This window comes from Herbaspirillum sp. SJZ107 (assembly GCF_006715485.1).
Classification (GTDB): domain Bacteria; phylum Pseudomonadota; class Gammaproteobacteria; order Burkholderiales; family Burkholderiaceae_D; genus Telluria.
This window is the reverse complement of sequence record NZ_VFNH01000002.1, coordinates 130689-143350: the sequence shown is the minus strand read 5'-3', so window position 1 is coordinate 143350 and position 12662 is coordinate 130689. Positions and strand designations below refer to the sequence as shown.

At 65.6% G+C, this 12662-nt stretch carries 11 protein-coding genes; 7 read left to right on the top strand and 4 right to left on the bottom strand.

Features of this window, described 5'->3' with window-relative positions; genetic code table 11:
* Window positions 1-41 precede the first annotated feature (41 nt).
* Window positions 42-2375, bottom strand: a complete 2334-nt coding sequence (locus tag FBX97_RS10330) for an LPS-assembly protein LptD (protein WP_141831294.1) — start codon at window positions 2373-2375, stop codon at window positions 42-44.
* Window positions 2376-2795: 420 nt separating this feature from the next.
* Here FBX97_RS10330 and FBX97_RS10325 point away from each other — a divergent pair, with 420 nt between their 5' ends.
* The 4 genes from FBX97_RS10325 to FBX97_RS10310 are packed head-to-tail and all read left to right on the top strand — an operon-like array spanning window position 2796 to window position 7090.
* Complete coding sequence (locus tag FBX97_RS10325) at window positions 2796-3854, top strand: aminoglycoside phosphotransferase family protein (RefSeq protein WP_141831292.1); 1059 nt, start codon at window positions 2796-2798, stop codon at window positions 3852-3854.
* 13 nt (window positions 3855-3867) lie between these two features.
* Window positions 3868-4587, top strand: coding sequence for an N-acetylmuramate alpha-1-phosphate uridylyltransferase MurU (murU, locus tag FBX97_RS10320; protein WP_141831290.1), 720 nt, complete (start codon window positions 3868-3870; stop codon window positions 4585-4587).
* Window positions 4584-5921, top strand: a complete 1338-nt coding sequence (pepP, locus tag FBX97_RS10315; RefSeq protein WP_141831288.1) for a Xaa-Pro aminopeptidase — start codon at window positions 4584-4586, stop codon at window positions 5919-5921. Before murU ends, pepP begins: the two co-directional genes overlap by 4 nt.
* A 14-nt stretch (window positions 5922-5935) precedes the next feature.
* Window positions 5936-7090, top strand: coding sequence for an FAD-dependent monooxygenase (locus FBX97_RS10310; protein WP_255517517.1), 1155 nt, complete (start codon window positions 5936-5938; stop codon window positions 7088-7090).
* A gap of 12 nt (window positions 7091-7102) precedes the next feature.
* On the opposite strand, the gene FBX97_RS10305 is transcribed toward FBX97_RS10310, so the two are convergent.
* Genes FBX97_RS10305 through FBX97_RS10295 form a run of 3 tightly spaced genes read right to left on the bottom strand, consistent with a single transcriptional unit; the run spans window position 7103 to window position 10077 of the window.
* Complete coding sequence (locus FBX97_RS10305; RefSeq protein WP_141831285.1) at window positions 7103-8560, bottom strand: NAD(P)(+) transhydrogenase (Re/Si-specific) subunit beta; 1458 nt, start codon at window positions 8558-8560, stop codon at window positions 7103-7105.
* The gene (locus tag FBX97_RS10300) at window positions 8557-8913 is read right to left on the bottom strand and encodes an NAD(P) transhydrogenase subunit alpha (protein WP_141831283.1); all 357 of its coding nucleotides are present in this window, start codon (window positions 8911-8913) and stop codon (window positions 8557-8559) included. Before FBX97_RS10300 ends, FBX97_RS10305 begins: the two co-directional genes overlap by 4 nt.
* A 51-nt stretch (window positions 8914-8964) precedes the next feature.
* Complete coding sequence (locus FBX97_RS10295; RefSeq protein WP_141831281.1) at window positions 8965-10077, bottom strand: Re/Si-specific NAD(P)(+) transhydrogenase subunit alpha; 1113 nt, start codon at window positions 10075-10077, stop codon at window positions 8965-8967.
* 257 nt (window positions 10078-10334) lie between these two features.
* On the opposite strand from FBX97_RS10295, the gene FBX97_RS10290 reads away from it, so the two are divergent.
* From FBX97_RS10290 to FBX97_RS10280, 3 genes are all read left to right on the top strand, one after another.
* The gene (locus tag FBX97_RS10290; protein WP_141831279.1) at window positions 10335-10838 is read left to right on the top strand and encodes an NUDIX hydrolase; all 504 of its coding nucleotides are present in this window, start codon (window positions 10335-10337) and stop codon (window positions 10836-10838) included.
* 13 nt (window positions 10839-10851) lie between these two features.
* The gene (mnmA, locus tag FBX97_RS10285) at window positions 10852-11955 is read left to right on the top strand and encodes a tRNA 2-thiouridine(34) synthase MnmA (RefSeq protein ID WP_141831277.1); all 1104 of its coding nucleotides are present in this window, start codon (window positions 10852-10854) and stop codon (window positions 11953-11955) included.
* Window positions 11956-12097: 142 nt separating this feature from the next.
* Entirely contained in the window at window positions 12098-12574 is a 477-nt protein-coding gene (locus FBX97_RS10280; RefSeq protein WP_141831275.1) for a chemotaxis protein CheW, read from the top strand.
* Window positions 12575-12662 lie beyond the last annotated feature (88 nt).

Genomic DNA, 12662 nt, shown 5'->3' with positions numbered 1-12662 from the left:
GGGAAGCACTCATTCAGGGTTCTAGTTGTCCATAGCCCCGTTCAGGGGCGGCCTACGTTGGAGTTCAGCCGGGTGTAGCCCGGAATGCTCTTTTTGAACGTCTCGAGCGGATTGTTGCCCAGGCCGAGACCCGACAGGCCGCTCAGCTCGAGCTGGAAGAAGACCGGCGTCGACGTCGTCTGGGCCGCGGTCACGAAGCGCTGGGCACCGACGCGGAACACCCAGCAGTCGGCCTTGTACTCGAGCCCGATGAGGCTCTCGAGCAGTTTGCGGTCGCGCATCGAATAGCTGACCCGGGTGACGCCGTACCAGCGGTCCGACAGCGGCCACTGGCCCGACACATCGACGTTGCGGAAGCCGCTGGAGGTGGTGACGGTGTCGCGCTGGTAACGGTACTCGGCATTGAGCACCTTCATCGGCGCCGGACTCCACTGCGCGCCGTAGTTCATGCTGTACAGGCTGCGTGCCTGCGCATCGTATTGTACGCCGCTGTCGAAGCTCCAGGACTCGGAAATGCGGCCGGAAGCGGCCAGCAGCGCGTCCGAACGGGTCACGTTCGGCTTTTCGGTCGGATCCAGGCGCACGCGCGGATCGCTGAAATAGTAGCGGTTGCCGACCACCAGGCGCAGGCGCTCGATGCCGCTCGACTCGATGAAGCGCGACACCAGGGCCGCGGTCAGCTGGTTGGCATCCGACACCTTGTCGGCGCCGACGAAGCGGTTTTCGGTGAACAGCTGGGCGTAGTTGAAGCCGGCGACAGCGGTATCGAAGTTCGGGATGGCGCTCTGGTCCTTGTACGGCGTGCGCACGTAGAACAGGCGCGGCTCCAGCGTCTGGGTGGACGCGCGGCCGAACAGCGAGGCTTCGCGCTCGAACACCAGGCCGCTGTCCAGCGACACCGTCGGCAGCACGCGCGAGATGTTGTTGCGGTTGTTGCCGCCGGCGTCGAAGTTGTTCTCGAGGCTGTACTTGGTCGCGTGCATCAGCAGCCTGGGCGTGAAGAACCAGCCCGGGCGCACGATCGGATAGCTGACCGAACCGACCAGGTTGGCGCGGTTGCCCTGCACCGTGGTGTCGGTCGGATGCGAGAAGCGCACCGCCTCGGCATCCAGCGACCAGTCGAAGCCGCCCAGCACGTCGTAGCGGCCGGTGTGGAAGTTCACCTGCGGCAGGCGGTCGTACGGACGCGGCACGGTCAGCGCCGGGTTGGTGCGCGAGGCCGGGTCCTGCAGCACCTGGTAGCTCTGCACGCGCGTGGTCAGGCTCCAGTACTGGCCGAAGTAATCGGTGCGCAGTTCGCGCAGCAGCTGGCGCTCGGCGCTGGCCGCCACGGTGCGCGAAAAGTCGGACGGGTATTCGTTGTCGGACGCGCCGTGCGCATTCCAGCCGAAGGTCCAGCCCGGCGCCAGCACCTGGCTGTGCAGGGTGTCGATCCACCAGCGGTCGCGGTGCGCCAGGCGGTCGTTCGGCAGGAACTCGAGGTGGGTCTCGCCGTTGTACATGCCGGCCGCGGTCTCGCCGAGGTAGCGCCCGGTCGCGCCCATCTGCAGGCCGCGTTCGACGATGTAGCGCGGGAACACGGTCAGGTCGCGGTTGGGAGCGATGTTGAAGTAATACGGGACCATCACCTCGGCCGAACCGTTGGCGCCGGAACCGAAGCCGACGGTCGGCGGCAGCCAGCCCGAGCGGCGCGCACCGGACAGCGAGAACGACAGCGCCGGGGTGCCGAGGATGGGCACGTCCTTGAAATAGACCACGGTCTTGCCGGCGGTGCCGATGTCGCGGCCCTGGTCCAGGCGCAGCGAGCTCGATTTCAGGTACCAGGCCGGATTCGGCCCTTCGCAGGTGCTGTAGGTGCCGTCCACCACCACCGCCTGGTCTTCGCCCAGGAAATCGATGCGCTGGGCGGTGCCTTGCGCATTGTTCAGGTGCAGGTGGTAGGCCGGATTGCGCACCCAGCCCTTGCCGGTTTCGAGGTTCAGCTGCAGGGCGTCGCCCTTGTAGCGGTCGCCGAAGCGCCACATGTTGATGTTGCCCTCCGCCGTGACCTCGTCTTCGACGCGCCGGTAGCAGGCGGTGTCGGCGGTGATGCCGGTGGCGCCGCGCGTGATCTCGACGTTGCGGTACAGGTTCAGTTCGCGGTCCGGACGGCCGGTGAATTCCTCGGCCATCATGGTGACTGGCAGATTTTGCTCATCGGCACGGGAAGTCGCGGCAGCCGGCGCCTGCGTGGAGGCAGGGGCGGCAGGCCGCGCGAAGGCCGAGGCGACGGCGGGCGCCGTTTGCGCGTGCAGCGGCCCCGTGGCCACGGAGACGAGTGCAGACAAGGCGACGGCGCGCCGTGGCGGGAAAGGTAGGGCCGAGATCCAGCTCATGAAAGGTCGCGTTGCACCATGGAGGGCGATTTTTGCTAATGAATTCCTTATTATATGGGAATATCCGCGCCGGGGTCGCAAAAACGCCTGAGCGCGATGCCGCTTGCGGCCAGCCCCTGCGCTCGCAAGTCCTTGATTTTAAAAGACCCGTCGAGCCTCACCGGATACAAATGTTACAACCGGCAAGATTAGATGCGCCTGGCAATGGTAATCCGGCTGCATGAATTGACCGGACTCAAAGATAACGCATCGACAACGGCGACGGCGTACGCATCCGGCGGGCGCGGTTCGCGATTGCCATGCTCTAGAGCATGCTCTAAACTTCAACGTTACAATCCAGCCCCTGTGCGCGCCAAACGCTGCGCGGCACCGTGCTCACTTTCTGCTCAATCCTCACCGACCGGATCACCGGGACGCTTCATGTCTTCTCTGCCCTCCACCTCTCCCTCGACCCCTGACAAAGATGCCCGGCTGGCCCAGCTGACCGCCTGGCTCGGCACCCTGGACCTGGTCGACACCGGGAGCCTGCGCCCTGCCTCGTCCGATGCCAGCTTCCGCCGCTACTTCCGCCTCGACGTCGTGCCGGCGCTGCAGGACAAGCTCGGCGCTACCCTGGTCGCCATGGATGCCCCGCCCGAGCGCGAAAACGTGCCGGCCTTCATCCACGTCGCTGGCCTGCTGTTCGACGCCGGCGTCACCGTGCCGGCAATCGTCGCGCGCGACGTCGACAACGGCTTCCTGCTGCTGTCCGACCTCGGCACTACCACCTACCTGCAGCGCCTCGACGTCGACAATGCATCCTTCATGTACTCGGACGCGGTCGACGCCCTGATCAAGTTCCAGCTCGCCAGCGAGCCGGGCGTGCTGCCGGAATTCGACCGTGCCTTCGTGCTGCGCGAAATGAACCTGTTCCCGGAATGGTTCATCGGGCGCCACCTGAACGCCACCCTGAACGACATCCAGCAGGCGCAGCTGGATAAGGTGTTCGAGGCCATTACCGCCAACGTGCTGGCCCAGCAGCAGGTGTTCATGCACCGCGATTTCCACTCGCGCAACCTGATGTTCCTCGACCAGGGCAACCCGGGCGTGCTGGATTTCCAGGACGCCGTGTACGGTCCGGTCACCTACGACCTGGCTTCGCTGCTGCGCGACGCCTACATCCAGTGGGACGAGGAATTCGTGCTGGACTGGGTGGTGCGCTACTGGCAGAGCGCAAAGCAGGCCGGCCTGCCGGTCAATCCGGACATCGACGCCTTCTACCGCGACTTCGAATACATGGCCCTGCAGCGCCACCTGAAGATCCTCGGCCTGTTCTGCCGCCTGAACTACCGCGACGGCAAGAACGTCTACATGGGCGACCTGCCGACCGTGATGGACTACGTGCGCAAGACCGCCAACCGCTACACCGAACTGAAACCGCTGGCCCGCCTGCTCGACACGCTCGAGGACAAGGGTCCGCAGGTCGGCTACACCTTCTGAGGGCACCACCAGCATGAAAGCCATGATCTTCGCCGCCGGCCGCGGCGAGCGGATGCGCCCGCTGACCGACACGCTCCCGAAACCGCTGGTCAAGGTGCGCGGCAAGCCCCTGATCGTCTACCACGTGCTGAACCTGGTGCGCGCCGGGATCACCGACATCGTGATCAACCACTCGCACCTCGGCCACATGATCGAGGAAGCGCTGGGCGACGGCAGCCGCTACGGCGCGCGCATCGCGTATTCGCACGAGCCGGCGCCGCTGGAAACCGCCGGCGGCATCGCCAACGCCCTGCACCTGCTGGGCGACGAGCCGTTCATCGCGCTGTCGGGCGACATCTACGCGCCCTACTTCGACTTCGAGCAGTGCAAGGACGCATTGAAGGACATCGACGCCGTCGGCCAGCCCTACCCGCTCGACAAGCGCGACATCGCCTGGCTGTACCTGACGCCGAACCCGTGGCACAACCCGCAAGGCGACTTCGGCATGACCATGTACACGCTGTCCAACGAGGGCACGCCGAAGTGGAACTTCGCCAACATCGGCGTCTACCGGCCCGAGATGTTCGAGGGGATCAAGCCGGGCGAATTCGCCAAGCTCGGCCCTTTGATGCGCAAGTACATCGACCTGGGACGCGTCGGCGGCGAACTGTACGACGGCCAGTGGGTCAACGTGGGTACCATGCAGCAGTTGGAAGAGCTGAACGCTCCTTTATCGACCCGGACCAAAAAATGACCGTTTACGCAGCACGCCGTGCGCGCCTGGCCGCGCAGATGCAGCCGGGTGCGGTGGCCGTGCTGCCGACCGCACCCGAAGTCGCGCGCAACAGCGACAGCGACTACCCCTACCGCCACGACAGCTATTTCTATTACCTGACCGGTTTCACCGAACCGGAAAGCGTGCTGGTGCTGGTGGCCCCTTCCGGCGACGCGCCGGCGCGTTCCATCCTGTTCTGCCGCGAGAAAAACCTGGAACGCGAGATCTGGGACGGCTACCGCTACGGCCCGGAAGCCGCGCGCGCCGCATTCGGCGTCGACGAAGCCTGGCCGATAGACGCCCTGGACGCGCAGATGGCCAAACTGCTCGCCAACGTGCCCGTCCTGTATTACGCGGTGGGCGCGAGCGGCACGCTGGACGCGCAGGTGACCGGCTGGATCAAGGCCGTGCGCGCACAATCGCGCAGCGGCGTCACCGCACCGGCCGGCTTCCAGCACCTGCTGCCGCTGCTGGACGAGATGCGCCTGGTGAAGGACGACGAGGAACAGGCGGTCATGCTGCGCGCCGGCCTGATCTCGGGCCAGGCGCATGCGCGCGCGATGCGCGCCGCCCGCCCCGGCATGGCCGAGTACGAACTGGAAGCCGAACTGCTGTACGAATTCCGCCGCAACGGCGCCCAGTTCCCGGCCTACACCTCGATCGTCGCTTCCGGTCCGAACGCCTGCGTGCTGCACTACAACGCCAACGACCGGCGCATGCAGGACGGCGAACTGGTGCTGATCGACGCCGGCTGCGAGCTGGATGGCTACGCATCCGACATTACCCGCACCTTCCCGGTGAATGGCCGCTTCACCCAGCCGCAGCGCGCCCTGTACGAACTGGTGCTGGCGGCGCAGGACGCGGCATTTGCCGCGATCGCGCCCGGCCAGCCCTACAGCGCCTTCCACGAGGCGGCGCTGCACGTGCTGACCGCGGGCATGCTGGACCTCGGCCTGATCGACCGCACGCGCTACGCCAACGCCGAGGATGCGATCGCCGACAAAGCCCACCTGCCCTTCTACATGCACGGCACCGGCCACTGGCTGGGCATGGACGTGCACGACGTCGGCAGCTACCGCGACCTGGCGGCGCCCGGCAAGCCGTCGCGCCCGCTGGTCCCCGGCATGACGCTGACCGTGGAACCGGGCATCTACGTGCGTCCGGGCGAAGGCGTGCCCGAACAATTCTGGAACATCGGCATCCGCATCGAGGATGACGTGGTCGTGACCGCGGATGGGTATCGCATCCTGACCGGCGCCGCGCCCAAGACGGTGGCCGAGATCGAAGCGCTGGTTGGCAAAGGACAGGCATGACGGATGACGTGAAAATGGATTTTGACGTGGCGATCTGCGGCGCCGGCCCGGTGGGCATGGCGCTGGCGGCGCTGATGGCGGCGCGCGGCGTCGCCGGCGAGCGCATCGCGCTGATCGACGGCAAGTCGCTGGGCCAGGCGATCTCGGACCCGCGCTCGATCGCGCTGGCCTGGGGCAGCCGCCTGCTGCTGCAGGACGTCGGCGCCTGGCCCGGCATGGCGTCGTCGGCCACGGCCATCCACGAGATCCACGTGTCGCGCCGCGGCCACCTGGGCCGCAGCATGATGGACCGCAGCGAACATGGCCTGGAAGCGCTGGGCTACGTGGCGCGCTACGGCGACGTGGTCGATGCGCTGTCGCGCGCCTGCGAGCGCGCCGGCGTGCAGGTGCTGCGGCCGCTGCGCGTGGCCGCGCTCGACGAGCGCCCGGATGGCGTGGTGCTGCAGCTGGACGATGGCCGGGCATTGCACGCGAAGGTAGCGGTGCAGGCCGAGGGCGGCGTGTTCGGCGAGCAGGCCGCGGCGGCACGCTCGCACGATTACGGCCAGACCGCGGTGATCGCGCGCGTGTCCGCCAGCGCGCCGATCCCGCACCGCGCCTTCGAACGCTTTACCGACGAAGGCCCGCTGGCGCTGCTGCCGCAGGACGGCGCGGATGGGCACCAGTACGCGCTGGTGTGGTGCGTGCGGCCGGAACGCGCGCAGCAGCTGCTCGACCTCGGCGCCGACGACTTCCTGCGCGCGCTGGGCCAGGCCTTCGGCGAACGGCTCGGCAGCTTTACCCGGGTGTCGGAGCGTGCGGCCTTCCCGCTCGGGCTGAACGCGGACCCGCGCGCGACCGCGCGCACGGTGGCGATCGGGAATGCGGCCCAGACCCTGCATCCGGTGGCGGGCCAGGGCTTGAACCTGGGCCTGCGCGATGCGGCCGTGCTGGCGAGATTGCTGGCACGTTCCTTGAGCGACGATGGCGGCCATTCCGCGATCGCGCAATTCACCGCGGCGCGCGAACGCGACCGCGGCATGGTGATCCGCGCCACCGATACCATGGCGCGGGTGTTTGCCGACACCGGGCCGCAGCAAGCACTGTTCGGGCTGGCGCTGGCGGTCCTGGACACGGTCAGGCCGGCGCGCATGCTGCTGGCCGAGTTCATGATGTTCGGGCGGCGCTGAACCGCCACACATTTATTCGACGGCCTTCACCATCGACTCGATCACCTTCTTGGCATCGCCGAACACCATCATCGTGTTCGGCTGATAGAACAGGTCGTTGTCCAGCCCCGCATACCCCGACGCCATCGAGCGCTTGTTGACGATGATGCTTCGGGCTTTGTAGGCTTCCAGGATCGGCATCCCGGCGATCGGCGATTTCGGGTCCTTGGCCGCCGGGTTCACCACGTCGTTCGCGCCCAGCACCAGCACCACGTCGGTCTGGCCGAATTCGCCGTTGATGTCTTCCATTTCCGCCACCTGGTCGTAGGGCACCTCGGCTTCGGCCAGCAGCACGTTCATGTGGCCCGGCATGCGCCCGGCCACCGGGTGGATCGCGTAGCGCACGGTCACGCCGTGTTCGGTGAGTTTGTCGACCAGTTCCTTCACCGTGTGCTGGGCGCGCGCCACCGCCAGACCGTAGCCGGGCACGATGATCACGCTTTCCGCGTTCTGCAGGATGAAGGCGGCGTCTTCGGCCGAGCCGGATTTGACCGGGCGCTGTTCCTGCGCCCCGCCGCCGCCGCCGCTCGCCGCTTCGCCGCCGAAGCCGCCCAGGATTACGTTGAAGAAGGAGCGGTTCATCGCCTTGCACATGATGTACGACAGGATCGCGCCGCTCGAGCCCACCAGCGAACCGGCGATGATCAGCATCGAATTGTTCAGCGAGAAGCCGATGCCGGCCGCCGCCCAGCCGGAGTAGGAATTCAGCATCGACACCACTACCGGCATGTCGGCGCCGCCGATCGGGATGATGATCAGCACGCCCAGCACGAAGGCCAGTGCGGCCATGATGATGAACGGCGTCCACGCCGGCGTCGCGCCAGCCGAGAAGCAGAACATCAGTCCCAGTGCGACGATGGCGATGGCCACCAGCAGGTTGATGATGTGCTGGCCCGGATAGCGCACCGGCGCGCCCTGGAACAAACGGAACTTGTATTTGCCGGCCAGCTTGCCGAAGGCGATCACGGAACCGGAAAACGTCACCGCACCGACGAAGGTGCCGATGAAGAGTTCGAGCCGGTTACCGAAGGGCAGCGCCGCACCGCGCGCCGCGATGTTGAAGGCCCAGGGTTCGGACACGGCGGCGATCGCGATGCATACCGCGGCCAGGCCGATCAGCGAGTGCATGGCCGCCACCAGTTCCGGCATCTTGGTCATCTCGACCCGGCGCGCCGCTACCGCGCCGATCGCGCCGCCGACCACCACGCCCAGCAGCACCAGTCCGAAACCCATGCCGCCGCTGTTCAGCTGCTCCCTGAGCTTGAGCATCAGCGCGATCGTGGTCACGACCGCGATCGCCATCCCGCTCATGCCGAACACGTTGCCGACGCGCGCCGTCGACGGCGACGACAAGCCCTTCAACGCCTGGATGAAGCACACCGAGGCCACCAGGTAGAACAGGGTGACCATGTTCATGCTGATCGCATTCATGCCGCCTCCCTGGCCTTGGCGGCATCCGGAACGCCGGCACCGGCACCGGCCTTGGCGGCCGTTTTCGGTTCCTTCTTCTTGAACATTTCCAGCATGCGCTGGGTGACCAGGAAGCCGCCGAACACGTTCACCGCCGCCAGCGCCACGGCCAGCGTGCCGGCGATCTGCCCGGTGAGGCCCTCGGTGAGTCCGGCCGCCAGCATGGCGCCGACGATGATGATGGCCGACACCGCGTTCGTCACCGCCATCAGCGGCGTGTGCAGCGCGGGGGTGACGGTCCAGACCACGTGGTAGCCGACGTAGATCGCCAGCACGAAGATGATCAGGTTGATGATCGTGTGACTGATTTCCATGAGCGTCTCCTCATCTTATTTATGTGACTACTTGTGCAATCACTTGCCTGCTTACTTACGCAACACTTGGCCATCCAGGCAAACCAGCACCGCGTTCACGATCTCGTCGGCGCGGTCGATGATCAGCTTGCCCTCTTTATCGATGATCAGTTTCAGGAAATCGAGCACGTTGCGCGCATACAGCGCCGAGGCGTCGGCCGCCACCAGCGCCGGCAGGTTCGGCTCGCCGATCAGGGTCACGCCGTGCTTGATCACGGTCTTGCCGAGTTCCGTCAGCGGGCAGTTGCCGCCCTGCTCGATCGCCATGTCGACGATCACCGAGCCCGGCTTCATGGCGCGCACGGTGTCCTCGGCAATCAGCACCGGCGCCTTGCGGCCCGGGATCAACGCGGTGGTGATGATGATGTCGGCCAGCTTGGCGCGCTCGTGCACCAGTTCGCCCTGCCGCCGCATCCAGTCGGCCGGCATCGGGCGCGCATAGCCGCCGGCCCCTTGCGCGATCTCGCGTTCCTCGTCGGTGGCGAAGGGTACGTCGATGAACTTGGCGCCGAGCGATTCCACCTGCTCCTTGACCGGCGGGCGCACGTCCGACGCCTCGATCACGGCGCCGAGGCGCTTGGCCGTCGCGATCGCCTGCAGGCCGGCCACGCCGACACCCATGATCAGCACCCGCGCCGCCTTGACCGTGCCGGCCGCCGTCATCAGCATCGGCATGAAGCGGCCGTAGGCGTTGGCGGCCATGATGACGGCCTTGTAGCCGGCGATGTTGGCTTGCGACGACAGCACGTCCATCGACTGCGCGCGCGTGATGCGCGGCGCCGCCTCCAGCGCAAAGGCGGTCAGGCGGCGTTCGGCCATCGCGGCCAGGCCGTCGGCATCGAAGGGATTCAGCATGCCGACCAGCGCCGCGCCGGGCTGCATCAGCGCGCGTTCCTCGGCGACCGGGGGCCTCACCTTGAGTACCAGGTCCGCTTGCAGCGCATCGGCGGCGGTGCCGATGCGGGCGCCGGCAGCCACGTAGGCATCGTCGGTAATGGAAGCATGCAGGCCGGCGCCGGATTCCACGATGAGCTCGTGGCTGGCGGACAGCTTCTTGATGGTTTCGGGCGTGGCGGCAACGCGCGTTTCGCCCGGTCTGGATTCTGCCGGAACACCAATCTTCACGATTCCCTCGCAAAATTGATAAACTGTCTACAATCTAGCACGTTCCCAACGCGGAATTCATAGTAAATACTTATTCGTAGTTTTTCGTAAACAGCTCGACTGTTTTGCAACACAACCTGATACATGCCTAGGCATGTCATCTTATTTTTTGTATCAGATCAACGTTTGAAACCGACAGAACCTGTTGCATTGCAGCGTGCGGCCGAGCAACGCCTGTTCCATCAAGGTAGAATGTCGGCTCATTTCCAAGGACGCGCATGACACATACCTTCAGACCGTCAGTCACCGTCGCCGCGATCATCGAACGCGATGGCCGCTTCCTGGTGATCGAGGAAGAAACCAGCGACGGCATCCGCCTGAACCAGCCGGCCGGCCACCTCGACCCCCACGAATCGCTCGAGCAGGCGGTGGTGCGCGAGGCGCTGGAAGAAACGGCGCACGAGTTCTTCCCGGAAGCCCTGGTCGGCATGTACATGTCGCGCTACCACTCGAAGTCGCGCAACACCGACGTGACCTACCTGCGCTTCACCTTCTGCGGCAAGCCCGGCAGGCAGTTCGACCAGCCGCTCGACCACGGCATCCTGCGCACCCTGTGGATGACGCGCGACGAGCTGGCGGCCTGCCAGGAGCGCCACCGCAGCCCGACCGTGCTGAAATGCGTGGACGATTACCTGGCCGGCAAGCGCACGCCCCTGGAACTGCTGTACACCGACCAGACGGTCTTCGAGGGCGGGCTGTCGACCGAACCTGACGTAACGTAAAGAGTAAACAAAGATGAGCAAGAAAAAAGTCGTGATCGGGATGTCGGGCGGCGTCGACTCCTCGGTCGCGGCGTGGATGTTGAAAGAACAGGGCTACGAAGTCATCGGCCTGTTCATGAAGAACTGGGAAGACGACGACGATTCCGAATACTGCTCGACGCGCCAGGACTGGATCGACGCGGCCAGCGTGGCCGACGTGGTCGGCGTCGATATCGAGGCAGTCAACTTCGCCGCCGAATACAAGGACCGCGTGTTCGCCGAATTCCTGCGCGAGTACCAGGCCGGCCGTACGCCGAATCCGGACGTGCTGTGCAACGCCGAGATCAAGTTCAAGGCCTTCCTCGACCATGCAATGAAGCTGGGCGCCGACCTGATCGCGACCGGCCACTATGCGCGCGTGCGTCAGAACGGTGACAAGTTCGAGCTGTTGAAAGCGCTGGATGCGACCAAGGACCAGAGCTACTTCCTGCACCGCCTGAACCAGGCGCAGCTGTCGAAGTCGCTGTTCCCGCTGGGCGAGATCGCCAAGACGGAAGTGCGCAAGATCGCCGAAAAGCTGCAGCTGCCGAATGCGGCGAAAAAGGATTCGACCGGCATCTGCTTCATCGGCGAGCGTCCGTTCCGCGAATTCCTGGGCCGCTACCTGCAGCACAAGCCGGGTCCGATCAAGCTGGACAACGGCCAGACCGTGGGCGAGCACGTCGGCCTGTCCTTTTATACCCTGGGACAGCGGAAGGGCATCGGCATCGGCGGCCTGAAGTCGCACAAGAATGCCGACGGTACGGGCGAGCCGTGGTTCGTGGCGCGAAAAGACATCGCCAACAACACGCTGTACATCGTGCAGGGCCATGACCACCCGTGGCTGCTGTCGGGCGAACTGGGTGCCGGCCAGGCCAGCTGGATCGCCGGCGAGCCGCCGGCGCCGCGTGCCTTGTCGGCCAAGACCCGTTATCGCCAGGCCGACGTCGCCTGCACGGTCATGCCGGAAGGTGCGGACCGCTTCGCACTGACCTTCACCGATCCGCAATGGGCGGTGACGCCGGGCCAGTCGGCCGTGCTGTACGACGGCGACGTCTGCCTGGGCGGCGGCATCATCGATTCGGCATCGGCCGCTTGAGGCCTGCTGCGGGGCCGGCTGTTGTTACGGCCCCGCAATGTTCTACATTTTTGCGCACTCTTGTCTTTTCTCCATCGAACTCGGCGTAAAAATGCCGTAACCTCCTTATATATTGCCGCTAGGAAAAATTCAAGGAGGTTCCATGGCTGAAGATATCAACAACACCAATGAAGTGCTGTCGTTCCGGTTGGGCGGCGAAGAATACGCCATCAGCATCCTGAAGGTGCAGGAAATCCGCGGCTACGACGCCGTCACCCGCATCGCCAGCGCGCCCGAGTACCTGAAAGGCGTGATCAACCTGCGCGGCATCATCGTCCCGATCGTCGACATGCGCATCAAGTTCAACGTCGGCCAGGCGACCTATGACGCGTTCACCGTCGTCATCGTCCTGAACATCAACGGCCACACCATCGGCATGGTGGTCGACAGCGTGTCCGACGTCGTGACCCTGACCCCGGACCAGATCAAGCCGGCGCCGGACCTGGGTGCCAGCGTGTCGTCGGATTACCTGCAGGGCCTGGGTACGGTGGGCGAGCGCATGCTGATCCTGCTGGACATCGATCGCCTGCTGGGTTCGGAAGAGATGGGCTTGCTGGCGGCGGCGCGTTCGGCTGCCTGAAACATGACGGGCGCCTGAAAAGCGCCCGTAGCGTGTAAACGTCGTCCCTGCGCAGGCAGGGACCCAAGTTGGATGCGCAGCGTTAGCG